This is a genomic window from Arthrobacter sp. 05L417 (genome assembly GCF_056397865.1).
Map to the genome: position 1 here is coordinate 17,293 of NZ_JBFTOG010000017.1, position 25,450 is coordinate 42,742.

The 25,450-nt window shown below is 65.3% G+C and carries 20 protein-coding genes, 1 pseudogene and 1 riboswitch; of the genes and pseudogenes, 7 read left to right on the plus strand and 14 right to left on the minus strand.

What is annotated here, in order from left to right:
• Positions 1-98: 98 nt before the first annotated feature.
• Together AC1DJW_RS13780 and AC1DJW_RS13785 are read right to left on the minus strand one after the other, a co-directional pair.
• Positions 99-971 carry a VOC family protein gene (locus tag AC1DJW_RS13780; protein ID WP_476901662.1) on the minus strand — a complete coding sequence of 291 codons (873 nt, stop codon included), beginning with the start codon at positions 969-971 and terminating at the stop codon, positions 99-101.
• 77 nt (positions 972-1,048) lie between these two features.
• A complete protein-coding gene (locus tag AC1DJW_RS13785) occupies positions 1,049-2,143 on the minus strand; it encodes an amidohydrolase family protein (protein WP_476901663.1) in 1,095 nt (364 codons plus the stop codon).
• Between the two features lie 93 nt (positions 2,144-2,236).
• A riboswitch (TPP riboswitch) is annotated at positions 2,237-2,344 on the plus strand.
• Between AC1DJW_RS13785 and thiC the strand changes: the two genes are divergently transcribed.
• A complete protein-coding gene (thiC, locus tag AC1DJW_RS13790) occupies positions 2,340-4,169 on the plus strand; it encodes a phosphomethylpyrimidine synthase ThiC (RefSeq protein ID WP_476901664.1) in 1,830 nt (609 codons plus the stop codon). It overlaps the preceding riboswitch by 5 nt.
• Here thiC and AC1DJW_RS13795 read toward each other — a convergent pair whose 3' ends face one another.
• Together AC1DJW_RS13795 and ffh are read right to left on the minus strand one after the other, a co-directional pair.
• Entirely contained in the window at positions 4,170-4,919 is a 750-nt protein-coding gene (locus AC1DJW_RS13795) for an alpha/beta fold hydrolase (RefSeq protein ID WP_459341967.1), read from the minus strand.
• A 44-nt stretch (positions 4,920-4,963) separates the two neighbouring features.
• Positions 4,964-6,529 (minus strand): signal recognition particle protein, encoded by a 1,566-nt coding sequence (ffh, locus tag AC1DJW_RS13800; RefSeq protein WP_284751130.1) that lies wholly within the window; start codon positions 6,527-6,529, stop codon positions 4,964-4,966.
• Between the two features lie 151 nt (positions 6,530-6,680).
• Between ffh and AC1DJW_RS13805 the strand changes: the two genes are divergently transcribed.
• A complete protein-coding gene (locus tag AC1DJW_RS13805; RefSeq protein WP_476901665.1) occupies positions 6,681-8,081 on the plus strand; it encodes a glucose-6-phosphate dehydrogenase in 1,401 nt (466 codons plus the stop codon).
• A gap of 89 nt (positions 8,082-8,170) precedes the next feature.
• Here the strand turns inward: AC1DJW_RS13805 and AC1DJW_RS13810 are convergent, their stop codons facing one another.
• Both AC1DJW_RS13810 and AC1DJW_RS13815 read right to left on the minus strand, forming a co-directional pair.
• Complete coding sequence (locus AC1DJW_RS13810) at positions 8,171-8,509, minus strand: P-II family nitrogen regulator (RefSeq protein WP_028264639.1); 339 nt, start codon at positions 8,507-8,509, stop codon at positions 8,171-8,173.
• A complete protein-coding gene (locus tag AC1DJW_RS13815; protein ID WP_284751132.1) occupies positions 8,506-9,840 on the minus strand; it encodes an ammonium transporter in 1,335 nt (444 codons plus the stop codon). Before AC1DJW_RS13815 ends, AC1DJW_RS13810 begins: the two co-directional genes overlap by 4 nt.
• 226 nt (positions 9,841-10,066) lie before the next feature.
• On the opposite strand from AC1DJW_RS13815, the gene AC1DJW_RS13820 reads away from it, so the two are divergent.
• Positions 10,067-11,302, plus strand: coding sequence for an MFS transporter (locus AC1DJW_RS13820; protein ID WP_476901666.1), 1,236 nt, complete (start codon positions 10,067-10,069; stop codon positions 11,300-11,302).
• Between the two features lie 190 nt (positions 11,303-11,492).
• On the opposite strand, the gene ftsY is transcribed toward AC1DJW_RS13820, so the two are convergent.
• The 5 genes and pseudogenes from ftsY to AC1DJW_RS13845 all read right to left on the minus strand — a co-directional run.
• Complete coding sequence (gene ftsY, locus AC1DJW_RS13825; protein ID WP_390283110.1) at positions 11,493-12,716, minus strand: signal recognition particle-docking protein FtsY; 1,224 nt, start codon at positions 12,714-12,716, stop codon at positions 11,493-11,495.
• A 20-nt stretch (positions 12,717-12,736) separates the two neighbouring features.
• Positions 12,737-16,330: a chromosome segregation protein SMC gene (smc, locus tag AC1DJW_RS13830; protein ID WP_476901667.1), complete on the minus strand. Its 3,594-nt coding sequence runs from the start codon at positions 16,328-16,330 to the stop codon at positions 12,737-12,739.
• A 98-nt stretch (positions 16,331-16,428) separates the two neighbouring features.
• Positions 16,429-17,496: a hypothetical protein gene (locus AC1DJW_RS13835; protein ID WP_459341971.1), complete on the minus strand. Its 1,068-nt coding sequence runs from the start codon at positions 17,494-17,496 to the stop codon at positions 16,429-16,431.
• Between the two features lie 41 nt (positions 17,497-17,537).
• Positions 17,538-18,818: an MFS transporter gene (locus AC1DJW_RS13840; protein WP_476901668.1), complete on the minus strand. Its 1,281-nt coding sequence runs from the start codon at positions 18,816-18,818 to the stop codon at positions 17,538-17,540.
• Positions 18,819-18,965: 147 nt separating this feature from the next.
• Positions 18,966-19,130: pseudogene (locus AC1DJW_RS13845) on the minus strand (bifunctional DNA-formamidopyrimidine glycosylase/DNA-(apurinic or apyrimidinic site) lyase); the annotation flags it as partial.
• A 213-nt stretch (positions 19,131-19,343) separates the two neighbouring features.
• On the opposite strand from AC1DJW_RS13845, the gene AC1DJW_RS13850 reads away from it, so the two are divergent.
• Both AC1DJW_RS13850 and AC1DJW_RS13855 read left to right on the plus strand, forming a co-directional pair.
• The gene (locus AC1DJW_RS13850; protein WP_476901669.1) at positions 19,344-20,810 is read left to right on the plus strand and encodes a recombinase family protein; all 1,467 of its coding nucleotides are present in this window, start codon (positions 19,344-19,346) and stop codon (positions 20,808-20,810) included.
• Positions 20,811-20,942: 132 nt separating this feature from the next.
• On the plus strand, positions 20,943-21,590 hold the full coding sequence (locus AC1DJW_RS13855; RefSeq protein ID WP_476901670.1) for a hypothetical protein: 648 nt from the start codon (positions 20,943-20,945) through the stop codon (positions 21,588-21,590).
• 40 nt (positions 21,591-21,630) lie between these two features.
• On the opposite strand, the gene AC1DJW_RS13860 is transcribed toward AC1DJW_RS13855, so the two are convergent.
• The gene (locus AC1DJW_RS13860) at positions 21,631-21,810 is read right to left on the minus strand and encodes a hypothetical protein (RefSeq protein ID WP_476901671.1); all 180 of its coding nucleotides are present in this window, start codon (positions 21,808-21,810) and stop codon (positions 21,631-21,633) included.
• A gap of 9 nt (positions 21,811-21,819) precedes the next feature.
• A complete protein-coding gene (locus AC1DJW_RS13865; RefSeq protein ID WP_476901672.1) occupies positions 21,820-22,668 on the minus strand; it encodes a hypothetical protein in 849 nt (282 codons plus the stop codon).
• 216 nt (positions 22,669-22,884) lie between these two features.
• Between AC1DJW_RS13865 and AC1DJW_RS13870 the strand changes: the two genes are divergently transcribed.
• Entirely contained in the window at positions 22,885-24,057 is a 1,173-nt protein-coding gene (locus tag AC1DJW_RS13870) for a hypothetical protein (protein WP_476901673.1), read from the plus strand.
• Between the two features lie 34 nt (positions 24,058-24,091).
• Here AC1DJW_RS13870 and AC1DJW_RS13875 read toward each other — a convergent pair whose 3' ends face one another.
• Positions 24,092-24,529 (minus strand): helix-turn-helix domain-containing protein, encoded by a 438-nt coding sequence (locus AC1DJW_RS13875; RefSeq protein ID WP_476901674.1) that lies wholly within the window; start codon positions 24,527-24,529, stop codon positions 24,092-24,094.
• A 442-nt stretch (positions 24,530-24,971) separates the two neighbouring features.
• Here AC1DJW_RS13875 and AC1DJW_RS13880 point away from each other — a divergent pair, with 442 nt between their 5' ends.
• Entirely contained in the window at positions 24,972-25,355 is a 384-nt protein-coding gene (locus AC1DJW_RS13880) for a hypothetical protein (RefSeq protein WP_056387364.1), read from the plus strand.
• Positions 25,356-25,450 lie beyond the last annotated feature (95 nt).

The window sequence follows — 25,450 nt, forward strand, 5'->3', positions numbered from 1 at the left end:
CGGCGTGGCCGAAAAGTGCGCGCCACGCCGTCGAGCCTAAGTGTAACTTGCGAGGGGTCCCCGGCTGAGCGAAGCGAAGTCGGGGAGCAAGTTGGACGCTAGCGGACGGCGACGCGCAGCCGGTTGCGCCACGGGTCCTCGAAGCGCAGCTCCTGGCCGGTGTGGTGGGACGCGATGCCGGCAACCTTGAGGCGATCGGCGAGCGCGCCGACGTCGTCTCCTGACGGCACCTCGATGACCACCTCGCCGAGGCCGAGCGTGTCCTTGCGCGGACCTGCACCGCGGCTGTTCCACACATTCATGGCCATGTGGTGGTGGTAGCCGCCCGCGGAGACGAACAGGGCCTGCCCATGCCAGCCGGCCGTCTGCTCGAAGCCCAGGGTGTCGACGTAGAAATCATGGGCGGTCCGCACGTCGCCCACCTGCAGGTGGACATGCCCGACGCCGGCGCCCGCCTCATGCTGGCCGGTCACCGCCGATTCGCTCAAGTACTGCTGGAGGTAGCGCTGCGGCGGGAGCGGCAGGCTGTCCATGACGACCGAACTACCGTTCCACTCCCAGCCTTCGCGGGGCTTGTCGTAGTAGAGCTCGATGCCGTTGCCCTCCGGGTCGGTGAAGTAGAAGGCCTCGCTGACGAGGTGGTCTGCGCTGCCGACGAAGGCATGGGGTTCGTATTGCGCCGCCGAGGCAACAGTTGCGGCGAGCGATGACTGGTCTTCGAAGAGCAAAGCCGTGTGGAAGAGCCCGGCCTCTCCGCGGCCCGGGATCTGGAGCCCGGAGGCCGGAGCCAAGTGCACCAGCGGCTTGCCGAGCCTGCCAAAGTAGAGTCCGCCATCCTGTTCGGCGACGACGTCCAGGCCCAGCGCCCGCTGGTAGTAGTCGCCCATGAGCTTCATGTCCCCCACTTTGAGCATGACAGCGCCCATGGTGAGTTCGGCAGGAAGGAGATCCTGGCTGGATGTGATGGTCATGTGAAACTCCCGGCTTTCGTGGCGCCGCCCTTCGGCAACCTCTATCTATCTAAATTACTTGAAGCTTCAATTTATTCCTAATGCCCGGCGCTTCTTGAAATGTGTCCCCTCAGCACGGTGCATTGCGGCTTCAGCACGATCTCAAGGGACGCACGGGGATCGTTTGCGTAGAGCACGACGTCGGCACTGGCGCCTTCGCTGATGCCGTCGGCACCCAGCCACTCGCGGGCGGACCAGCAGGCGGCATCGAGGGCGGCTGCCGCCGGAAGGCCGGCCTGGTGCAGTTCCAGAATTTCCTCGCCGATCCGGCCGTGCTTGATGACGCTGCCGGCGTCGGTCCCGGCATACACCCGCACTCCGGCGTCGAACGCCTCGAGGACCCGCTCATGCCGGCGCTCCCACAACGCGATCATGTGGGCGGCGTAACGCGGGAACTTGGTTTCAGCCTGCTTCGCGATGTCCGGAAAAGTCGCAATGTTGATGAGGGTCGGGACGATCGGAACATCCTGGTCCAGCAGCCGCGGAATATGGTGCGGGAGGAGACCGGTGGCGTGCTCGATGCAGTCGATGCCGGCGTCGAGCACGTCGTCGATAGTCCCTTCGGCGAAGCAATGGGCGGTCACCCGGGCCCCCTCGTCGTGTGCCGCCGCCACCGCGTCCTTGACGACGGCGGCCGGGAAGGACGGGCCAAGATCCCCGGCCGAGCGGTCGATCCAGTCCCCGACGATCTTGACCCAGCCGTCTCCGGACCGGGCCTGCTTACGCACCGCCTCCACCAGTTCCTCCGGCTCAACCTCTTCGGCCAGCCCGGGGATGTACCGGCGTTGCCTCGCGATGTGCCTGCCTGCGCGGATGATCCTGGGCATGTCCGTCCGGCGCTGCAGCCAGCGCGTGTCACTTGCGGATCCCGCGTCGCGGATCAAGAGCGTCCCGGCGTTACGATCCGCCGTTGCCTGCAGACGGGCAGTCTCCTCGTCCACCGCTCCACCCTTGCCCAAGCCAACATGGCAGTGTGAGTCGACAAGTCCGGGCGCCACCCATCCGTCCAGGACGACGTCCGGTACGGCAGCAGGCCGCAAAAAGGTCAGCCGTCCGTCGACCGACCAGAGGCCGCGCCGTTCCACGTCCGGCCCGGTGAGGACGGTGCCGCTGAATTCGATGATTTCCGCCATGATTCCACCCTAGACTCCGACGCCGCGCCGGGCCCGGTCACATCTGTCCTCGGTCACATCTGTCTCTGGAACTCTCAGCTGTGGTAGCTTCGTCTACGACCACACGGGGGCCCTTGCAAGGGCTGAGATCGGGCTGACGCAGCCTGCGACCGTTGAACCTGTCCGGGTAATGCCGGCGAAGGAAGTGAGTAATCCTTTGAGCACCAAAGAAACACAGCTGAGCCCTACCCAAAACGGATCGGCCCAAGAGGTGACACAGTCCCTCAAGTCGCATTCCCTCTCGTTCCTTGAAGATGCCGAAACGGGAATCCGGGTTCCAGTGACTGAAATAGCCCTGGAACCGTCCCCGAACGGCGAGGCCAACGCGCCATTCCAGGTGTACCGCACCGAAGGACCCGGTAGTGATCCCGTGGTGGGCCTCGAACCGTTCCGCAGCGGGTGGATCGAAGCCCGCGGCGACACCGAGGCCTACAGCGGCCGCGAACGGAACCTTCTCGACGACGGCAAGTCTGCCGTGCGCCGCGGCGCCGCCTCCGCGGAGTGGAAGGGCGCACAGCCGGTGCCCCGCCGCGCCGTCGACGGCAAGACCGTGACACAGATGCACTATGCCAAGCAGGGCATCGTGACGCCCGAAATGCAGTTCGTGGCACTACGCGAAAACTGCGATGTTGAACTGGTCCGCAGCGAAGTCGCCGCAGGCCGGGCCATCATCCCCAACAACATCAACCACCCCGAATCCGAACCGATGATCATCGGCAAGGCGTTCCTGGTGAAGATCAATGCCAATATCGGCAACTCGGCCGTCACCAGTTCCATCGCCGAGGAAGTGGACAAGTTGCAGTGGGCAACGCAATGGGGCGCCGACACGGTCATGGACCTGTCCACGGGCGACGACATCCACACCACCCGTGAGTGGATCATCCGCAACTCCCCCGTGCCGATCGGCACCGTGCCCATTTACCAGGCCCTCGAGAAAGTCAACGGCGAAGCGAACAAGCTCACGTGGGAAATCTTCCGCGACACTGTCATTGAACAGTGCGAGCAGGGCGTGGACTACATGACCATCCACGCCGGCGTGTTGCTGCGCTACGTGCCGCTCACCGCCAACCGCGTCACGGGCATCGTCTCCCGCGGCGGCTCCATCATGGCGGGCTGGTGCCTGGCCCACCACGAGGAAAACTTCCTCTACACCCACTTCGACGAGCTCTGCGAAATTTTCGCCAAGTACGACGTCGCGTTCTCCCTCGGCGACGGCTTGCGCCCGGGAGCGACGGCGGACGCCAACGACGCCGCGCAGTTCGCCGAGCTCGACACCCTGGCCGAGCTGACGCAGCGGGCGTGGGAATTCGACGTCCAGGTCATGGTGGAAGGACCCGGCCACGTTCCCTTCCACTTGGTGCGGGAAAACGTGGAGCGCCAGCAGGAGCTTTGCAAGGGCGCTCCGTTCTACACCTTGGGTCCCCTGGTCACCGACGTCGCTCCGGGCTACGACCACATCACCTCGGCCATCGGCGCCACGGAGATCGCACGCTACGGAACCGCGATGCTCTGCTACGTCACCCCGAAGGAACACCTGGGCCTGCCAAACAAGGACGACGTCAAGACCGGCGTGATCACGTACAAGATCGCCGCCCACGCCGCGGACCTTGCCAAGGGACACCCGGGCGCCCACGAACGCGACGATGCCCTCTCCAAGGCCCGCTTCGAGTTCCGCTGGCGTGACCAGTTCGCCCTGTCATTGGATCCAGTCACGGCCGAAGCGTTCCACGACGAGACCCTCCCCGCCGAACCGGCCAAGACGGCGCATTTCTGCTCCATGTGTGGCCCGAAATTCTGCTCCATGCGCATCAGCCAGGACATCCGCGACGAATACGGCTCCGCGGATTCCCAGGCAGCCATCGCGGAAATGTACAGCGGGATGCGCGAAAAGAGCGAGGAGTTCCTGGCATCCGGCGGAAAGGTCTACCTGCCCGAACTCGAGGTTCCCGCAGGAAAACGTGAGGCGACGTCAGGAAGCCTGAACTGATCAGGAAGCTTGGACTGACCCGGCGCGGCTGACATCCGCGATGAAGGAGCGGATCATCCGGTCTCCTTCAACTGAGTCATGAGGCCGGTGTCCTCCAGCCGCAACGCGGTGGAGGGCACCGGTTTCCTGCAGGTAGCCGGCGATCTCTTCGTACAGGGGTTCCCAACCACCGGTCAGGACAAGCGTGGGAACGCCCGGCACAATGTGCAGGGGCGCTTCCCACGGCGGCGCTTGGAGCCGCAGGCGTCGCGCGGTACGCCTGGCCTCCGGAGTGCTGAGGACTGCAGCCTCCGAGGAAAACGCCCGGCGGACGAATTCACGTTGGTAATCGTCGTCGCTGAGTTCGCGCCGGATCGCGAACAAGGGCTCCATCAGTGCCCGGTAAGCCGCGGTGGCGGGCAATTCAGCAGTCAAGGAAAGGCACGCCGGTTCAACCAGCACGAGGGAGCGGACCAGGTCCGGCCTCTCCACCGCAGCCAGCATGGCGGAAATCGCGCCTTGGGAATGCGCCACGACATGGCCTCCACGCGCGGGGCCGGCCGCCGAAGCGGCCTCCCGAGCTCCGAGGCACTCGAGGATAATCTCCACATCGGCTGCAACATCGGATTCCAAAGGCTCGGCCTGCGCATCAAAGCCGTGGCGTTTCAGGAACAGTGCATCGTATGCCAGCGCCATGCCATGCTGTTTCGGCCACGCGGCAGCGCCGAATGTGCCTGCTCCATGGACGAACACGACGCGCTGCTTTTGCATCCCCCCAGCCTATGGCACGGGGCCGACAACCTCCGGCGGGAGCGCTACTTGCCGAGGAACTTATCGAAGCCCTTGGGCAGGTTCAGCTGCGAGGGGTCGAAGTCGCCGGAAGGCTGGCCGAATGCCGCCCCGGTGCGAACGGCGTTCGCCCGCTTGTTCTCGGCGTCGCGCAGTTCCTGGGCCGCCTTGGCGGGGTTTCCGGAACGGGCCTTCTTCTTGGGCGCGCTCTTGCTTGCCTTGCGGGAACCGCCACCGAGGCCGGGCATGCCAGGCATCCCGGGCATGCCTCCGCCCTGGGCCAGCTTCTTCATCATCTTCTGTGCCTGCGCGAAACGCTCCAGGAGGCCGTTGACCTCGGAAACGTGCACGCCGGAACCACGGGCGATACGGGCGCGACGGGAACCGTTGATGATCTTCGGAGCCAGACGCTCGTGCGGGGTCATGGAGCGGACAATCGCCTCCACGCGATCGATTTCGCGCTCGTCGAACTGCTCCAGCTGCTGGCGGATGTTCTGCGCACCCGGCATCATCATGAGCATCTTCTTCATGGAGCCCATGTTGCGGATCTGCTGCATCTGGGCGAGGAAGTCGTCCAGGGTGAAGTCTTCCTGGTCGGCGAACTTCTTCGCCATCCGGGCAGCTTCGTCCTTGTCCCAGTTCTTCTCGGCCTGCTCGATCAGGGTGAGAACGTCGCCCATGTCGAGGATGCGGGACGCCATGCGGTCCGGGTGGAACAGTTCGAAGTCGTCGAGTCCTTCGCCGGTAGACGCGAACATGACCGGCTTCCCGGTGACCGACGCGACCGACAGGGCCGCACCACCGCGGGCGTCGCCGTCGAGCTTCGACAGCACGACACCCGTGAAGTTGACGCCTTCATCGAAGGCAACCGCCGTGTTGACGGCGTCCTGGCCGATCATGGAGTCGATCACGAACAGCACTTCGTTCGGGATGATCGCCTGGCGGATACGGCGCGCCTGGTCCATCATTTCGGCGTCGACGCCGAGGCGTCCCGCGGTGTCCACGATCACGACGTCGTGCAGCTTCTGGCGGGCTTCGTCGACGCCGGCGCGGGCGACGGCGACCGGGTCGCCCGTGGGAACATCCAGATCCGAGGTGGTGCCGGGGTGCGGAGCAAACACAGGTACGCCGGCGCGTTCGCCGACAATCTGGAGCTGCGTTACGGCGTTGGGACGCTGGAGGTCGGCGGCAACGAGCACGGGGCTGTGACCTTGGGCCTTGAGCCACTTGGCAAGCTTGCCGGCGAGGGTGGTCTTACCCGCACCCTGCAAGCCGGCGAGCATGATGATGGTGGGGCCGGTCTTCGCCAAGCGGATACGACGAGTCTCGCCGCCGAGGATCTCCTGGAGCTCCTCGTTGACGATCTTCACGATCTGCTGGCTCGGGTTCAGGGCCGCGGAAACCTCAGCGCCCAGGGCACGTTCACGGATGCGGCCGGTGAACTCGCGGACCACGGGCACGGCAACGTCGGCGTCCAAAAGGGCACGCCGGATCTCGCGGACGGTGGCGTCGACGTCGGCCTCGGTGAGGCGGCCCTTGCCACGGAGATTCTTGAAGGTTGCTGTCAACCGGTCAGAGAGTGAATTGAACACGCGCCGTGCACTTCTTTCAATGGTCTACGAATGGCGGCCGTTCCGACGCACCAATATCTTGACGATTCCTGCCCCAAACAAATCTGACTCAACTGAGGGACTCGACTATCTAGGGTACCAAGACGCGCCTGCAAGATGGCATGCTGGCACAGTGACCAGCAAAACAACAGTAAATACGTTGCTCATCCTAGGCGCCTCCGGAGATCTGACGGGCCGATTGCTGTTGCCGGGCCTTGCCAGGCTCGTGGCCGGCGGCCTTGCGAACGGCCTGAAGCTTGTTGGAGCCGGCTCCGACCCGTGGACGCCCGAACAGTGGACCAAACGTGTGGGCGGTGCCTTCGAGGAGGCCGCCAAGGGTGCAGGTGCCGCGGGCAGGAAAGCAATCGCGGCCCTGGAGAAAAGTACCGAATACCATCAAGTGGATGTCACTGCGGAGGGCCGGCTCGCGACGCTCCTGGCCGCGCTCGAAGCACCAATCGCCGTCTACTTCGCTTTGCCACCGCATATCAGCCAGAAGGCCTGCGAGGTCCTCACCGCCCAGCAGCTTCCTCCCGGAACAAGCCTGGTGATGGAGAAACCCTTCGGATCCAGTTCCGAATCCGCCAGGGAACTCAACAAGACCCTCGCCGCTTTGGTCCCCGAGGACCACATCCACCGCGTGGACCACTTCCTGGGCAAGGCCACCGTGTTCAACATCCTGGGACTCCGCTTCGCCAACAGGTTCCTGGAGCCGGTGTGGAACCGGGACCATATCGAGAAGGTGGAGATCATCTTCGATGAAGACCTCGCACTCGAAGGGCGCGCACGCTACTACGACGGAGCCGGCGCCCTCAAGGACATGATCCAGAGCCATTTGCTCCACATCATGGCGCTGCTGGCCATCGATGCCCCCTCCAGCATCGGCGAGCGCGATCTCCGCGACGCGATTTCAACGGTACTGCGAGCGAGCAGCATCACCGCACCGTATAAGAAGTCCACTCGGCGGGCGCGGTACACAGCTGGCCGGATCGGCGATCGGGACGTGCCGGACTATGTCGCGGAGGCGGGCGTGGACCCTGCACGGGAAACGGAGACGCTCGCGGAAGTCGAAGTGGGAATCGATAACTGGCGCTGGAAAGGCGTCCCCTTCATCCTGCGCTCGGGAAAGGCGCTGGGTGTCGCGCGGAAAGAGGCCATCGTCACCTTCCGGCCCGTCCCACACCTGCCGTCCGGGTTCGAGGGCGTGGACTCGCCCAACCAGCTCCGCATCGGGTTCGGTCCGGACACCCTGCAGATCGACGTCGACGTCAACGGTCCAGGAAACATCTTCACGCTGGATCGCGTGACGCTCAACGCAGAACTTAATGCCTCCGATCTGCTGCCCTACGGAGAAGTGTTGGAGGGCGTCATTACCGGAGATCCGCTGCTCTCGGTCCGCGGCGACACCGCCGTCGACTGCTGGCGGATCATCGAGCCCGTAATCAAGGCCTGGGCCAAGGATTCCGTGCCGCTCGAAGAGTACGACGCCGGCGGGCCCGGTCCCGCAGACTGGCCCACCGCCGTCGGGGTTTAGCCAGCTGGCCGCGCTCCTTCGGAAGCGCGCACACGCAAGAGGGGCCGGGTACCTTTCCAGGTACCCGGCCCCTCCTTTGCGTTGGTGCCTTAGATGGCTGCTGCGCCTCGCTCGCCCGTGCGGACACGGACGGCTTCGTAGACGTCCACGGTCCAGACTTTGCCGTCACCGGCGCGGCCGGTGTTGGAAGAAGCAATCAGGACATCGAGGATGTCGTCTGCCTGCTCATCCGTGGCCAGGACCTCCACGCGGATCTTAGGAAGCAGATCCACGTTGTACTCGGCCCCGCGGTACACCTCGGTGTAGCCGCGCTGCCGGCCGTAGCCGCTGGCCGCGCTGACCGTCAGTCCCTGTACCCCGTATGCTTCGAGCCCCTCTCGGATGGCGTCGAGCTTCTCCGGGCGGACGATCGCCGTGATGAGTTTCATGCCTGGACACTCTCCTTGCCTGATACGGATGCTTCGTCAGCTGTTTCGGACGATGACTTGCCGGTGATGAGGTCGTGCAAGGGCTGGAAGCTTCCGCCGTGGCCGCCAACGCCGAACTCGTATGCCGTCTCGGCGTGCAGGCTGAGGTCTGCGCCGGCGATCTCCTGGCGTTCGGAGATGCGGAAGCCCATGAGCTTGTGGATCGGGTAGGCGATGATGAACGTCATGATGCCCGTGAAGACGATCGAGCAAAGCGCTGCAAGGGACTGTGCAACCAGCTGGGTGGTACCTCCGCCATAGAACAGGCCTGCAGCACCCTGGGTCGGGGTGGCGAGGAAGCCGATGGCCACCGTGCCGATGATGCCGGACACCAGGTGCACGCCGACGACATCCAGGGAGTCATCGTAGCCAAGCTTGAACTTCAGGCCGACCGCGAGGGCCGAGGCAACGCCGGCTGCGACGCCGAGTGCGATGGCGCCGAGGGGAGAAACGTTGGCACAAGCCGGGGTGATGGCAACCAGGCCGGCAACGACACCCGAAGCGGCACCGAGGGAGGTGGGGTGGCCGTCACGGATGCGCTCCACGATAAGCCAGCCGAGCATGGCCGCTGCCGGAGCAGCGAGGGTGTTGATCCAGATGAGGCCCGCCTGCTCCACGGTTGCTGCTGCACCGGCGTTGAAGCCGAACCAGCCGAACCAGAGGATGGCGGCACCGAGCATGACCAGGGGCACGTTGTGCGGGCGGTGGTTCGGGTCCTTGCCGAAGCCCTTGCGGTTGCCGATGATCAGGACGAGGATCAGGCCAGCCACACCAGCGTTGATGTGCACCACGGTGCCACCGGCGAAGTCGATGACCGGAGCGAAAGTCTGGCCGAACCAGCCGTCCTTGGAGAAGAGGCCGCCGCCCCAGACCATGTAGGCCATGGGTGCGTAGACAAGGGTTGCCCAGATCGGGGTGAAGAGCGTCCAGGCCGAGAACTTGGCACGGTCCGCGATGGCACCGGAGATGAGGGCCACGGTGATGATCGCGAAGGTGGCGGCGTAGCCTACCTTGAGGAGGTCAGCGGGATCCGTGAAGTTGTGCAGACCGAAGTGGCTGAACGGGTTTGCGAAGAGCTGGAAGAAGTTGTCCGTGTTGCTCGTGGACATCGATGCGCCCCACAAGACCCAGACGATGGTCACTGTGCCGATGGCGATGAAGCTCATCATCATCATGTTCAGGGCGGCCTTGGCACGGGTCATGCCGCCATAGAAGAATGCCAGGCCCGGGGTCATGAACAGCACGAAGGCTGACGCGACCAGGAGCCAAACGAGACCGGCGCTGAATTCCATGGTCTACGTCCTCTCTGCTCTTTGTTGCGGACTTTGCCGCCTGTCCCAACGCAATTGCGTTCTACATAAGAGTTTTGCGGGGCAGTGTTTCACCTGCGAAGGTTTTAGATTGCGGGGCTGTTACAAGAACTTCTCGAACGTAAATGGTGCATATCACCCTTGTTACGGATATGTTTCGTCAGTTCCACATCCCCTGCTTTCCAACTACCCAGAGGACCCCAACGCCATGACCGCAAGCCCCGAATCCCCCGCCAATCAAGGAGCGAGGGCCGCGAAGGCTGAAATGCCACGGGACATCAAGGTGATGTTGGCGGCAGCGTTCCTCATCGCACTGGGTTTCGGCCTCGTGGCACCCGTGCTGCCCCAGTTCGCTACGACTTTCGACGTCGGAGCGACGGCCGCCGCGGTGATCGTGAGTATTTTCGCCTTCATGCGCTTGGTGTTTGCCCCGGCCGGAGGTGCCCTGATGGGCCGCTTCGGTGAGCGTCCCGTGTACATCGCAGGGTTGCTCATAGTGGCGGCGTCGACGGCAGCGTGCGCCTTCGCCCAGAACTATTGGCAGCTGCTCGTTTTCCGGGGCCTTGGCGGGGCTGGTTCCGTGATGTTCACGGTTGCTGCGATGGGCCTGTTGATCAGGCTCGCCCCTCCGGAAAGCCGTGGGCGGGTCTCCGGCGCGTATGCCTCCGCCTTCCTGATCGGCAGCGTCCTTGGCCCTGTGGTCGGCGGCCTGTTGGCCGGGTTCGGCCTGCGCGTCCCGTTCCTTGCCTACGCGGCAGCCCTGGTCCTGGCGGCCTTGGTTGTGCGCACGCAGCTGACGGGCAGTTCAAATGCAGCCGACCACGGTGGCGCTGCGGGGCCGGCGATGCAGATGAAGGAGGCCCTGGGCGACTCTGCCTACCGGGCCGCCCTGTTCTCCAGTTTCAGCAACGGCTGGGCGACCTTCGGCGTGCGTATGGCCACTGTGCCATTGTTCGCTGTGGTTGTCCTGGCCGGAGGATCGGCCTCGGCGGGTTGGGCGCTGGCAGTGTTTGCCGGCGGAAACGCGCTGGCGCTGACCTTCTCCGGCCGTATGGCTGACACTTTCGGCCGCAAGCCCATGATGTTGCTGGGCTTGGTCGTCACCGGCCTGGCCACCGCGGCCATCGGTTTGACGGGCAATCTTCCCGCGTTTTTCGCGGCGTCTGCGGCGGCGGGCTTCGGCTCCGGCTTGCTCAACCCTGCCCAGCAGGCCGCCGTCGGGGACATCATCGGTCGTGGCCGCTCCGGTGGCAAGGTGCTGGCCGTCTTCCAGATGGCCTCTGACGCCGGAGCGATCGTTGGCCCGGTCCTCGTCGGACTCCTGGCCGATGGGCTCGGATACGGCTGGGCGTTCGGCGCAACCGGCGGCATCCTCCTGCTCGCCGCCGTCGGCTGGTCCGTTGCGCGTGAGCCCATGCAGCGCGGCCCGGAGCGCATCGACTAGCCCAACTAATCCCCACCGCCACCCTCGCCTCGCAAGTCCCCACCGGCTCCCAGCCTTCGCAAGCTCAGGCAGGGTCCCTCGCCAGTGGGGCCCCACGGCCAGGGAACCCTGGCGGCGTGGGCCCACGCAGTTAATGTCGTTTTCAGGGCTGAAAACGACATTAACTGCTATTTAGTTGGGCTGGATGCACCTAGTTGAGCAGGGCGTCGACGAAGGCTTCGGCCTCGAACGGCGCGAGGTCGTCCGGTCCTTCGCCGAGGCCGACAAGCTTGACCGGCACGCCGAGGGCCTTTTGGATCGCGACGACGATCCCGCCCTTCGCCGTGCCGTCCAGCTTCGTGAGCACGATTCCCGTGATGTTGACCACTTCGGAAAAGACCTTGGCCTGGTTCAGGCCGTTCTGGCCGGTGGTCGCATCCAGCACCAGCAGGACTTCGTCCACTTCGGCCAGCTTCTCGATGACGCGCTTGACCTTGCTGAGCTCGTCCATCAGGCCGACCTTGTTTTGCAGGCGGCCGGCGGTGTCGATCATGACGACATCCACTTCCTGCTCAATGCCGGACTTGACGGCTTCATAGGCGACAGAGGCGGGGTCCGCGCCGACGACGTGCGACCGGACGGTTGCGACGCCGACTCGCTGGCCCCACGTCGCAAGCTGTTCGGCAGCCGCTGCGCGGAAGGTGTCGGCTGCGCCCAGCAGGACGTCCTTGTCTTCGGCCACGAGAACGCGCGCGAGCTTGCCGACGGTGGTGGTCTTGCCCACCCCGTTGACGCCGACGACGATCATGATGGCCGGGTGGGCTCCCTTGCGTTCCACGTTCAAGCTGCGGTCCATCGTGGGATCCACGAGCTTGATGAGCTCCTCGCGCAGGAGGGCCTTGACGTCCTCGGGGCTGCGGGTGCCCTGGACCTTGACCCGTGCGCGCAGGGCATCGACCAGCTGCATGGTGGGCTCGGTGCCGAGGTCGGCAAGGAGCAGTGTTTCCTCGACTTCGTCCCAGACGTTCTCGTCGATCTTGTCGCTCGAAAGCAGGGCCAGGAGACCCTTGCCGAGAATGCTGTTGGATTTGACCAATCGCGCGCGAAGCCGGTTGAGGCGGCCCTCGACAGGCGCGGGGGTCTCCACCTGGATAAGTTCCAGTCCTGCGGCGTCGTCCGGAACGTCTGTCTCCGGTACGGCGAGCTCGGCGGGCTCGACGACGGGCCCGGGCACCGTGCGATCCGGCGCGGTCCCGGTGGCGTCGTCGACGATCGTTCCGCCGCCTGCCGGGGCCTTGTCGGCGGGGTCGTTGGCGTCGCGCGTTCCAGCGTAAGTCGAGGAGGACTTCCGCGCCTTGAGCAGGACAGGAATCAGCCCTCCGACCACCACGATGGCAGCGACAATGGACAAAATAATGGGGAGGAGATCGTTCACTCCCCTAGCTTCTCACAAAGCTAGACCTCGGCACCGAGCCTTTGGCTGATGACGGTGGACACGCCGTCGCCCCGCATTGTCACTCCGTAGAGAGCGTCCGCGACCTCCATGGTCCGCTTCTGGTGCGTAATGACAATCAGCTGGCTGGACTCGCGCAGCTCTTCGAAAATCGTGATGAGCCTGCCCAGGTTCGTATCGTCCAACGCGGCTTCCACTTCATCCATGACATAGAACGGCGAGGGCCGCGCCTTGAAAATCGCCACGAGCAGCGCGACAGCTGTCAGCGACCGTTCGCCACCGGAAAGCAAGGACAATCGCTTGATCTTCTTCCCGGCGGGCCTTGCCTCCACCTCGATGCCGGTGGTCAGCATGTCATCGGGGTCCGTCAGCACCAATTTGCCCTCCCCGCCCGGGAAGAGCCGCGCAAAGACATGGTCGAACTGTTTGGAAGTATCGGCGAACGCTTCAGCAAACACCTGCTGGACGCGGTTGTCCACTTCCTTGATGATGTCCAAAAGGTCTTTGCGACTGGATTTGAGGTCTTCCAACTGCGTGCTCAGGAATTGGTGGCGTTCCTCAAGCGCGGCAAATTCCTCGAGCGCCAACGGGTTTACTTTGCCAAGGGCGGCGAGGTCCCGTTCGGCCTTGCGGAGCCGTTTCTCCTGCTCGGCGCGGACAAAGGGGACACCTTCGACGATGGCGTTTCCGTCCTCGTCCACCGGCGTTCGGAGTTCGGCCCACTTGTCCACCGAAGCGGCAGGCACGGGAACGGGCTGCTCCGGACCGAAATCGGCCACGATTTGTTCCGCTGACAAGCCGAGTTCCTCGATGGCGCGGGTTTCCAACGCTTCGATCCTGAGCCTTTGCTGGGCTCGGGCGAGTTCGTCGCGGTGAACAGAATCCGTCAGTCCGGCAAGTTCCTGGGCCAACGTCTCATTGCTGCTCCGGACATCGCCGAGTTCCTTTTCGCGCTGCTCCCGGACCGCCTCGGCCAGGTCGCGGGCGCGGGCAGCCAGGTCCACCGACACATCGACGAAACGTACGGCCTGTTCGACGGCGGAAGCGACGGCGGAGGCCCGCTCGGCTTGGGCTTTGCGGCGCATGGCCCGGCGCGCGGCTTCTTCACGTGCCCGCCGTTCGCTTGCGGCGGCCCGTTCGAGGGATGCGGCCCGGTTGCTGGTCGCGGCGAGCTGTTCCTCGGCACTTCGCAAGCCCAGCCTGACCTCCATCTCACGGGACCGGGCATCGCTGGCAGCCCGGGCCAAGGCATCGCGGTGCTCCGTGGAAGGCTCTTCTTCCTGGGGGGCTTCTTGCGCCGCGGCCAGCCGTTCCGCGGCAAGCTCAAGGGATTCCTCTGCCACGGCGATGTTCAGTTCGGCCTTGGCCAGGGACTCGGCCATTCGATCGCGTTCCCCGACGGCGCTGCGCAACTGGGAGTTCAGGTGGCCGAGCCGTTCCGCGACTGCCGCCAGGCGGGCGTCCGAGTCGTGAAGTTTGTCGAGCGCCGCGTTCGCCCGTTCCTGGGCATCGGCCCGGCGTGCTTCGGCTCCAGCCAGCGCGAACTTGCCCCGTTCAAGGCGGGTGGTGAGCTCGAGGAGCCGGGTGTCGGCGTCGTCCACTGCGGCCTGGACTTCAAGGAGCGACGGCGCCGTGGCCGATCCACCGTCTACCGTCAGGGCCCTGAAGACGTCGCCTTCGAGGGTCACCGCAGTGAGCGTCGGGTTGCCGGCAATGAGGCTTGCCGCCGCATGCAAGTCGTCGACGACGGCGGTGGACGCCAGGAGGTTCACCGCGCCACTGGCTTCGCTGGCGTCAGTCGCCACCAACTCGGCAGCCCAGCGCGCACCGTCAGGCAGCGTTGGCAGTTCCCGCAGGCCGGGCTCCGGAGCCGCGGAGGGGACCGCGCCTGCCACCAAGAGCGAGGCGCGTCCGGCGTCGGCGTCCTTCAACAGCTGCATCGCGGCGACGGCTCCCGCGCCGTCCGCCACCACGACGGCGTCGGAAGCACTGCCAAGCGCTGCGGCCACGGCGGTCTCATACCCGGGCTCCACCGTCAGGAGGGAGGCCAGCGAGCCCAGGATTCCAGGGTGGTCCGAAGACAGAAGCCGCGAAGAGCCATCCTTGCGGTTGAGTCCGAGCTGCAAGGCATCACGGCGGGCGGTGAGCGAATCGCGTTGGCGGATTTCATCGCGTTCGGCAGCTTTCAACGCTTCAATCTCGGCGTTGATCTCGTCAAGAAGGGTGCTGGCGTCTTCGTATTCGGCGTCGAGGCTTTCTTCGCCGTCTTCAACGCCGGCCACTTGCGACTCGAGGGCGGTAAACTCACTTTGCGCGTGGCGACGGCGTTCCTCGCCGGCTGCCAGCGATTCCCTGAGCCGGCCCCTCTCGGCCTCGGCGGCCTCGGCCCGCGATCGTGCGGCGGCCAACTGACCTACGAGTTTCGCGAGGCCTTCACGGCGATCGGCTGCTGCCCGCAACACGGCCGTCAGGCGCTTGTCCTCTGCCGCGGCAAGGTTCTCGGCTTCCTGTTTGGCTGCCGTAGCCTCGAGCAGGGCTGCTTGCTTCGCCAGGATGTCGTGCTCCAGCTCCGCCTGTTCCTGCCGGACCCGGGCGCCCTGACGGTCCAGGTGATCCGGGTCGCGGCCTGAATCCGGGGCAGCATCGGAGGAACCGAGGAGACGGCGGCGCTCGGTAGCGAGGGATCCCAAGGCGCGAAGCCGGTCCCTGGTTGCCGACAGCTGGTACCAGTTGTCCCTGGCCGCATTGAGCTTGGGTGTGGCCTCAGCCGCGAGCTGCTCAAGACGGATCTGGCGTTGACGGCCTGCGCTGAGCTCCGCTTCTACCACCTCGCGGCGCTCTTTCAACGCGGCTTCGTCGGCGACGTCCTTCTCCAGCGCCCGGGTCAGCTGGACGAGATCATCGGCCAACAGCCTGGACTTGGCGTCACGAACGTCGAACTGCACGGTCTGGGCGCGGCGGGCGACTTCGGCCTGTTTGCCCAGCGGCGTGAGTTGGCGGCGGATTTCTGTCGTGAGGTCGCCAAGGCGTTGCAGGTTCGCCTGCATGGCTTCCAGCTTGCGGACGGTCTTTTCCTTGCGACGCCGGTGCTTGAGGATGCCTGCCGCTTCTTCGATGAATCCCCTGCGGTCCTCTGGGGTGGCGTGCAGGACACGGTCGAGTTGCCCCTGCCCCACGATCACATGCATCTCCCGGCCAAGGCCTGAATCCGAGAGCAGTTCCTGGATGTCCAGGAGGCGGCATGGCGAGCCGTTGATGGCGTACTCGGATCCGCCGGTCCGGAACAGTGTGCGGGAAATGGTGACTTCGCTGTACTCGATCGGCAGGGCGCCGTCGGCGTTGTCGATCGTCAACGCAACGTGCGCGCGGCCCAATGGTGGCCGCCCCGAGGTACCCGCGAAGATGACGTCTTCCATTTTGCCGCCGCGCAGGGTCTTGGCACCTTGTTCGCCCATGACCCAGGCCAGCGCGTCAACCACATTGGACTTGCCCGAACCGTTGGGGCCGACAACGGCGGTGACTCCCGGCTCGAAGTCGAACGTCGTGGCCGACGCGAACGACTTGAATCCCCGGACAGTCAAACTTTTCAGGTGCAAGGTGTTTCGGTTCTCTTTCAATGGCGGCAGTGGCTGCTTTACGGCCTAAATCTACCGCCCTCCCGCCGAATGGCCCGGATTGGCTGCGGCTGGGCGCATTACCGGACCACTGACGGAGACCATGCGTGCTCAATGAAGAGGGCGGGTGCCGCGGAAGGGTCGGTCCGGATCGACCAGATGTCGCTGTCGGTTTCAGAGCCGTTACGCGGCAGGCCGTATAGCAGGGTGGAGTTGTCCAGCCACTCAATCTGGTCGTCGATGCTCTGCTGCTCGGACAGCACGGTCTCCTTGCCGCTGGCGAGGTCCAGGACGGCGATACGGCGGTGGCCGGTCAGGGAGCCGGAGTCACTCTTCTTGTAGGCGATGCGGGTGCCGTCCGGGGATACGGAGGGACATTCAATCCCCGAGCCGACTACAGTCAGCGTCCGCCCGGCGATGCTCCCTTTTACGAGCCAGATTTTGCCCTGGGAGGAGGCCGTGGCATAGAAGACATCCGGCTGCCGGGGGACGAAGGTGACGCCCCAGATGTTCCTGTCAGTGGCCTTGATCCTGTTTCCGTCCAGGATCAGCGCGAAGCCTTCGAGGTTTCCGCTGACCGGCCCGGCCTGGTCCCGGATGACGGTTTCCGTTGAGAATCCGGCTGCGGAGTAGGAGTGGCCGGACACGAAAACGGTAGAGGCCATCAGTGAACCGTCGGCATTGGTCCGTGCCCTGCTCGGGATGCCTGGAAGAGGCCAACTCGCCGTCTGCTTCCAGTGGCTGTCGTACACCGAGGCTTGGAAGTTTGTAGCGAGCTCGTGTTTGGTCTGCAGGCAAAACGCCATCGCAGACGTGCCGTAGACGCGGTCGCAGGCTATTCCGCTCAATGCCCTCGGGCCACCCGGATCCGTCAACGGTACTGTCGCAGCCTCGCCGAAGCCTTGGCCCGGGGCGGTGTTGCGGAAGAGAACGAAAGGTGCAACCGGCAAGGCCTGCGACGTGGTGACTTCAACAGGGGGCGGCGCGGCTTGGCTCGCTTTGGCACCCTGGAATTCCAGCGCCGCATAGATTCCAGCCGCCGCGATCGCGGTGACTGTGATCACCAGCAGCGTTATGAGGCGCTGCCTGCTGATCATCAACCGTTGCCCGGTTGTTTCGCCGGTCCGTCCCTGAGTGGTGGGCCGCATTGCAGCCCTCCGTTCCGCGGCCGGTTTCCGGCTGCGCGGCGTCATGCGCCGGCCGCCTGTTTCCGGGACGTGCCCATGAGCACTGCCGTGGCCGCCAGCACCGCAGCCAACACGACGGCGGCTGTCAGCATGGCAGCAGACGCTCCGATGGCGAACCAAAGGATCCCGAAGCCCGCTGACGCCGCCATCCGGCACAGGGCGACGACAGTCTGGGCGGCGCCGATGCTGGTGGCCACCTTCTCGGGCCTGACCAAGCGGCTGGCGAGCGCTGCCAGCACTCCATCGGTTGCGGCGTAAAACAGCCCCAACAGCATCAGGCAAGCCGCCGTGACACCGATCCCTCCGAAGGGGGCCGCCGCCAGCACATAGCAGGCCAGCAAGGAAAGGTGGCCGCCGAGGAACACCCGGACCCGGCCCCAGCGATCCGCAAGCCGCCCGATCGGAACCGCCAGGACAAGGTAGATGATATTCGTTCCCACGTAAAGCAGCGGGAACCATTGCACGGCGAACGAGTCCCGGTCCTGCAGGACGAGGTAGATAAAACCGTCTCCAACAGTCAGCAAGGCCAGCAGCCCGGCCGTCACAAGAAGCCTCGTGAGTCCGGGTTCCTTCAGCTGGCTCCATCTAAAGGCAGGACGTGCGCTTGTCCGCGCCTCTGCCGCGCGCGGCGTCCTCCGGTCCGGCACCACCAAGACCAACACTGCTACGCCGATCACGGCGAACGCCACCGAGACCACAAAAACCGTGCCGAACCCGTTCGGGATCAGCAGGAGGACCAGGAACGCCAGCAACGGGCCTGTTGCGGCGCCGATGTTGTCCAGCATCCGGTGCACACCGAAAGATCTGGCCAGATGTTCCGGCTGGGCTTCCGCCGAGATCAGGGCATCCCGCGGCGCCGTGCGGATGCCCTTGCCGATGCGGTCGCCGGCGACGACCCCGATGAGCGACCAGAATCCGCCGACGAACAGGAGCCCGATCCGTGCCAGCATGGACAGGCCGTAGCCGGCCATGGCCACCCGTTTCGGGTGCCCGGTACGGTCGGATGCCCAGCCGGCAGCAATTCGCACGATGGCGCTGGCGCCCTGGTTGAGCCCGTCAATGAAGCCGTAGGCGATGGTGGAGAGGCCTAGGAACCCTGTGACGTACAGCGGGAGGATGGCCGAGACGGACTCCGAGGAAATATCGGTGACCATGCTGACGATTCCAAGCCAGAGGATGACCGGCGACAACCGGAAGGCCACCCCCGGGGCGGCCTGCAGTTCCGTGCGTGCCGCGCCGGGATCCGTCTTACCGCCGGTGCGGTCAGCCATTGAAATGTACACAGGCGCCCCCATCCCTCGTCTCCGAACCAGTGGCGTCCGGCGATCCGGACAGCCCAGGCTTTCATGGCGGCAGTCTGTCAGCCGGAAGGAGGAATTGAGTAGCGTAGTACTACCTGTTTTAGGTACGTGTAACGGATTTCCGGGCCGCTACCAGCGGCCGTTGCGGGGTTTCGGCTGGCAGATTGGGCAAGTGTAGGAAGAGCGGTTCATGAATTGCTCGCGCTTGATCACACCCGGCAACCCTATAGCCGCGCAACGCCTGCACGGTTCGCCCGCCCGGCCATAGGCATCCAAGGACCGGGCGAAGTATCCCAACTACATACGTTTGTGACATTGATGTTGAGGCTAGCTCCCGAGACGAGGTTTTCCCTGGACAGGCGCGAGTTTGGCCCAGTGGTCCGTGCGTCGCGCGGGGCGATAGGAATCCAGTCAAGCATGGCATACGGCTGACCGCACTGGCCGCTTGAACACGAGCATCACCGCCGTTCACACGTTTGTTGCATTGATGCAGTTAGGCTCAGATACGTGACCCTTGCTGCTGTGTACCTCCGCGTCTCCAAGTCCGACGACGACTCGGACGAGTCGCTGACCCTGGAGACGCAGCGCCGACGCATCCGCGCCTTCTGCGAAGCGCGCGACTGGGAGTACGGCCCGGAGTACATTGACGACGGCATCTCCGCGACGAAGGCCCGCGACGCGACAACTCGCTGGGCCTCGATGCTTCAGGACCTGCGCGCAGGCAAGTTCGACGTCGTCGTGGCCCGTGACCTCGACCGCCTGCTGCGGACCTTGCAGGACCTGGTCAAGCTGATCGACCTCAAGGCGAAGGTCGCTACCGTCGACGGCGACATCGATCTGACGACCGCCGATGGCGAGTTCAGTTCGACCATGCTCGCTGCGGTGGCAAGGTTCGAGATCCGGCGCAAGTCTGAGCGAGCCATCCACGCCAACGAGACAAGGCGTCGTCGCGGGATCCCCATCGGCCGCGTGCGGATCCTTGGCTACGACGACGATGGGGTGACTCAGATCGACGACGAGGCGGCGGCTGTCAAGAAGGCGTTCGAGGACTATCTCAACGGCACAGGCATGGCCCAGATAGCCCGCGACCTGAATGCCCAGGGCTTCACGACGAGCCGAGGCCGGCCGTGGAGCACTCACAATCTGCGCTCGATGTTCGGCAACACCCGGTACAAGGGGATCATCTCGAAGTGGGAGTCTGACGACAAGAAGCGGGCAGCGGGCGCGAGGATGTCCGACAAGTCCTATGCGGGCGACTTCGACCCCATCGTCACGGCGGACGTCTGCGACAGGGTCCAGCTGCTGCTCAACGACCCGCTTCGCGAGCGCGACTGGGGGACCGACCCGAAGTACCTGCTCAGCGGGATCGCCCGATGCGGGCGCTGCGACGACGACACGCGCCTGTTCACGCAGTATTACCAGCGTTCGGCGTACACGGGGAAGGACGGCGTGTATAGGGAGTTCGAGCCGAAGAGGCTGTACGCCTGCCTCAAGCACAAGCACCTGTCGCGGACGGCGCAGCCTGTCGACGACTTTGTCGAGGAGCAAGTGCTGTGGCGTCTGAGCCAGCCGGACGCCATGGCACTGTTCGACATCGCCGAGGACAAGTCGATTGACCGCAACCAGCTGCAAAATGAGCTCGACGAGCTGCGGAAGAAGTACAGCGGGCTCGCACGCCTCTTTACAGCAGGGATCCTCGATGAGGAGGGCGTCCGGGAGGAGTCGGGGCGCATCCGCGGCCTGATGCTCAAGATCGAGGGACAGCTTGCACCGCCGCCCAGCAACCCAGGGCGAGACCTGCTCCGAGGAGGGAACCTCATCGAGGAGTGGAAGGATCTGGAGCTCTCGCGCAAGCGCTTCATCCTGGAGAAGATCGCAACGGTCACGATCCTGCCCGCACCGCCGGGGAGCGGTCGCTCGCGCGGCTTCGACTCCTCTCTCGTGGACATCGACTTCACTCCCCGGTCGGCATAGAGGATTAGCCAGGCCCTCGCATAGGCCATTTGATAGATGAGTCGAATCGTGTACAGTCATCTATCAGATGACCATTCGATTCGACCCCCGGCTGACTGACCAGGCGGTCCTTCGATCTTCCGAGGGGGACGTATGCGCCTGGACGTGATGACCGCGGCCGACAAGTACGGCTGCAACCACGAGACGCTTCGACGCCTGTTCAAGCAGGGCGGCATCGAGGGGCGATACGAGACGTACCCCGGGCGCAACGGATCCGTCCAGAAGAGGCTCACCTTCGACGAGGCCGATCTCGAGGCGGCCTTCGCAGGCCCGCTGGCGCACATCCGCGATCGCGCAAACCAAACCGTCGACTTCGGCGATGCAGGCCGGCTCGACGTGCACGAGGCGGCTCAGCGGCAGAACTGCAGCGAAGCCCGGATTCGCCAGTCGTTCAAGCGTGGCGACCTGCGAGGCGAATACACGATGCTCCCAGGCCGCGGAGGACGGCTGGTGAGGAAGCTCACCTTCGACGAGACAGCCCTGGACGAGTGCTTCGGCAGGGAGATGACGGCCCAGGCCAGGCATGAGGCGCATGTGGCGAAGATCCGGGCGACGGCGATGCCGCTTACCGATGAGCAGAAGAGCGCGATCGCATCGGTCTTCATCGACCACCTGCGGGAGAAGCGTGCAGCCGAGCGAGCGGCGGCCTACGGCGCGGCTGACGCCGTCGACGAATCGGAGGAGTTCGACGAGGACGACGAGGACCAGGTCCAGCGCGTTGGCCTTATTGCGGCCTCATGATGCCTCCCGACGATGAGGCTCCTTCAGCTGGTGTTCCCGTTTACACCTCATCGAACGGCAGGTCGATCTTCTCGTCGCCAGGATCGATGGGGCTCCCCGGAATCATGCCGGGCACCTGCCGGGGATGGTCCTGGTACAGCTCGTCAGAGGCAGCCTGGTCGTAGACCTCACCGGCCGCCCTCTCGTCAACGTCGAACACCTGACCCCAGTCGAATCCCATGAGTCGATCCTAACTTCGCTGCTCGTACTCGAGGAGGATCGCGGCGACGCGGGCCGTCAGCTCGTCGGCCCTGGCGTAGACCTCCTCTCGCTCCGCGTCGGTGAACTCGCGCACGGGCGCGCAGGGTTCGGGCTCGGGGGTTGGCATCGGGGCTGGTCCGTCCAGCAGCGCGTCGATCGCGCGGACGACGACCGACATCGACGACGGATGCAGGGATGAGTATGGGTCCATCCAGCCCCACCGGTCGATTGCGGGCAGCACCCCGACGCAGGTGAGCCAGTCCGGGCTGGGGTCGGGCAGCTCGTGCCGGTGGCCTACCACCTGGTCGTCGCGGCGGTGGGCCAGCGACCTCAGGCCGGTGCGCGACCAGCCGCTGTTGGTGCCGATGACCTCCAGCCACGACCACGCGGCGCAGGCAGGGCAGGAGGCTGGTTCTTCGGCCACGCCGATGCGGGGACGCAGGCGCTGGACGCCATCGGGCCGCAGCGACCGGACCTCGGAGCGCGTCAGCCCCAGTCCACCATGCGACGCCGGTGCGATGAGCACGGCGACGAAGAGCATGCGCCCCAGGCGCAGCCTCAGCTGCCAGTCCGTCACCCGGTCGCGCACGAGCACGTCGCCTCGAGCGAGCAGCCGGCGCAGCGATGAGGTGTCGCGGCCGTGAGCAGTCGGCCAGGCCGGGGCGACAGCAGGTTCCTCAGGAGGGGCGGTCACTTTGCGCAGCCGCACGAGCACGGCTTTCGACGGACCGGCCTGCCGGGCGAAGGCTTGCAGCAAGGCGTCGTCGATCCGCTCCTCAGGCACGCGGGCCACGGCGCACCAATCGGACCAGAGCTCGGGCAGTGCGGGGATCGTCATCCTCTCGATTGTCCTCTCCCGGTTCGAGCCGGACCAGGGCGCGACGCCGATCCGGCCTCCCCCAGCTCACGCGACGGCCTTTGTCCTCCATGGCCCGATAAGAGCAGTTACCAGAGACCCGGTTCGAAGCCGCCCCGTCGATCGCGGGTATGGGGAATCGCCACTGACAGACCATTGCGACTTGGATTCTCCGGCCAGTGAGTCGAGACTGGAGTCATGGCAGCACAGACGAGGCTTGCAGCACTCAGCGCTCCGACGGTCCCGCCGGAGCCGGAGGTGGACGACGAGCTGCGTGAGCTCGAGGAGATCTCGCGGTCCTTGGAAGGACACACGCTGTCTGCTGCCACCCGGCGCGCCTATGCCACTGCGTGGCGTGCCTTTGATGACTTCTGTACCGGCCACGGACTGGAGGCGCTGCCTGCGCACCCGGAGACCGTGCGCTGGTACGTCGCCTGGATGTCCACGCAGCTCGATGACGACGGGCTCCCCCGGTTCTCCGTCGCGACGATCCGCCAGCGCCTGGCCGGTATCGGCGAGAGGCACCTGCGCGGCGGGTTTCTGGATCCGACGGCCCACCGCGGCGTGGTGGATCTCGTGCGCGGGCTGGCCAAGCTGCGGGCCACCAGGCCCCGGGGCAAGCGCCCGCTACTTCTGGACGACGTGGTCCGGATCATCGCGGTGATGGAGCACGACACATATCCGGCAGGCGTGTCAGCCACCAGGGACGCCCTGGCGGTGTGGCTCGGGTTCGCGGGGGCCCTGCGCAGGAGCGAGGCGGCGGCCCTGACGCTGAACCGGCTCGAGCTGCATCCGGTCGATGGTGTCCACATTCATGTGGGGGCCTCGAAGGCCGACCCGGAGAACGCGCTGCCGGACGTGGTCGTGCTGCCGTTCGGGAGCTCGCCGGCATCCTGCCCCCCGTGTGCGGTGCACCGTTGGGTCGTGCTGCTCGGGTTCGCCCGGCAGGACGATGCGCGCACACGGCGTCGCGGGATCATGCGGCAGCTGTTCTCGTACGGTCTCGAGGAGCACGTCTGCGGGGCCGCCGGCTCAACGGCGCTCATCAGCAGCGCCGACCTGGCCTCGGGCGCGCCCCTGCTCCGGGCAACGTACCGCAACAGGAAGGACGCCCGGATCCATGCACGGGCGGTGAGCGGCGACGCACTGCACACGATGCTGCTCTCGCGCATGGTCGAGGCCGGGATGAACCCTGCTGCCTACGGCTTCCACTCGCTGCGGGCCGGGCACGTAACCCAGGCGCGGCGCAACGGTGCGAGCACGGAGGAGATCATGCGCGCTGGACGGTGGAGCCGGGCAGCGACGGTAGACGTCTACGACCGCGAGTTCAATCCTGCGGCACGCAACAGCGTCATGCGTCTGGGGTTGTAGACCCCTCGATGCCGGGGGCAACCCTGTGCCCGTGCTAGTCGTCCTCCTCGACCGGGACGCGGGCGTCGATGCTTTCCAGGAGGCGGAAGTCGACGACACCTTTGAGTTGAGCGCCGCCGCCGAGCACTTGAATGGCCTTGGAGAGCCGCAGCACCTCCAGCCTGTTCTTCTCCCACTCGCGCTGGGCCGCTGCGAGGTCGGCGAGGTACTGCTGCAGCTGGGCCTCGCTCTCTGCCTCCGGATCCTCGGCGACCAGGATCGCCAGGGGGACGTCCAGGGCCTTGGAGGCGGCGACCGCCTCGTCCAGGCGGACGGCGCGGATTTGCTGCTCTATCCGGGTCACCGCCGAAGGGTCGACGTTCGTTCCGAGGATCTCGGCAATCCTGCGGGCCAGCTCAGCCTGGCTGATGCCCAGGCGTTCCCTCTCCTGTCGCAGTCGGCGGGCGAAGAGGTCTCCGGGCAAGGCGTTCATCTGGTTTGGGCTCCTGGTCGGGTACATGGGCGCGAAGGGCTCAGCAAGAAGCGTATGCCGAGCCGTGCCGGAGCCGCACACCGCGCGCCCCGTCATGTGAAATCTACACGTTTTTGAGCAGAACGTCAGTCCTACCGCCGACACCTCGTTTGCGCTGGTCTTCGAGCACATTCCGGACTCGTATCCGACTCGTCGCGGATACGACTATGACTGATGACTCGAATGATGTAGATTGGTCACTGAAGATGTGCACGTATACGAGTCCCTAGAGAGGGGTCGGCCGCATGATTGCAGGCATTTCGTCCCGCTCAACCGGGAGTCACGTCGCATCGGGAGAGACCATTGATAGGGCGCTGTGCTCTGTCTAGGCGAATCGGTTGTGCCAGTCGCCTCGTGACACATGTCATGCAAGCGACCATTCGATAGGCGAGAGGAAAGAACCATGACGAAGATTTACGAGGCGGCACTCGAGCGGGTCGCCCTGCCCACCGCGGCCTGGGACCTGACGAGCTTCCTAGAGAACGCGAAGTCCCAGATCCAGCTCTGGGGCGGGCTGCTGCTCATGCTCCTGGGTGCGGTCGGACTGGTCTGGGGCGGCGTGCTCCTGATCAAGAAGCTGATGGCTACCCCGCAGTCCGCGGGCCAGCAGCAGGGCTGGGGCACCATCGCCCTGCTCATCCTGGTCGGCGGCGCGCTCGGCACCGGCGGGTGGTCGCTGATCAACACCATCGGCTCCGGCGGCCAGAAGACCCTCGAGGACCTTGGCGGCGGCTCGGTCCTCGTGCAGACGGTCAGCCACGTACTGACCAGCGGCGTCCTGGGCTAAGCCCGGCGCGGCAGGAATCAACGGCCGGGCACACAAAGCGTCGACGGACCGCACCGGGTCGGTTGAGGTCACCAGGCCTCAACCGGCCCGGTGCG

Excerpts from the sequence above, each read along its gene's own strand:
- AC1DJW_RS13865 (WP_476901672.1), bottom strand. The coding sequence starts at position 22,668 with ATGACGATCCCCGCACTGCCCGAGCTCTGGTCCGATTGGTGCGCCGTG.
- AC1DJW_RS13880 (WP_056387364.1), top strand. The coding sequence starts at position 24,972 with ATGACGAAGATTTACGAGGCGGCACTCGAGCGGGTCGCCCTGCCCACC.
- AC1DJW_RS13815 (WP_284751132.1), bottom strand. The coding sequence starts at position 9,840 with ATGGAATTCAGCGCCGGTCTCGTTTGGCTCCTGGTCGCGTCAGCCTTC.
- AC1DJW_RS13810 (WP_028264639.1), bottom strand. The coding sequence starts at position 8,509 with ATGAAACTCATCACGGCGATCGTCCGCCCGGAGAAGCTCGACGCCATC.
- AC1DJW_RS13835 (WP_459341971.1), bottom strand. The coding sequence starts at position 17,496 with ATGCGGCCCACCACTCAGGGACGGACCGGCGAAACAACCGGGCAACGG.
- AC1DJW_RS13795 (WP_459341967.1), bottom strand. The coding sequence starts at position 4,919 with ATGCAAAAGCAGCGCGTCGTGTTCGTCCATGGAGCAGGCACATTCGGC.
- AC1DJW_RS13855 (WP_476901670.1), top strand. The coding sequence starts at position 20,943 with ATGCGCCTGGACGTGATGACCGCGGCCGACAAGTACGGCTGCAACCAC.
- AC1DJW_RS13820 (WP_476901666.1), top strand. The coding sequence starts at position 10,067 with ATGACCGCAAGCCCCGAATCCCCCGCCAATCAAGGAGCGAGGGCCGCG.
- AC1DJW_RS13785 (WP_476901663.1), bottom strand. The coding sequence starts at position 2,143 with ATGGCGGAAATCATCGAATTCAGCGGCACCGTCCTCACCGGGCCGGAC.
- AC1DJW_RS13780 (WP_476901662.1), bottom strand. The coding sequence starts at position 971 with ATGACCATCACATCCAGCCAGGATCTCCTTCCTGCCGAACTCACCATG.
- AC1DJW_RS13870 (WP_476901673.1), top strand. The coding sequence starts at position 22,885 with ATGGCAGCACAGACGAGGCTTGCAGCACTCAGCGCTCCGACGGTCCCG.
- AC1DJW_RS13875 (WP_476901674.1), bottom strand. The coding sequence starts at position 24,529 with ATGAACGCCTTGCCCGGAGACCTCTTCGCCCGCCGACTGCGACAGGAG.
- AC1DJW_RS13860 (WP_476901671.1), bottom strand. The coding sequence starts at position 21,810 with ATGGGATTCGACTGGGGTCAGGTGTTCGACGTTGACGAGAGGGCGGCC.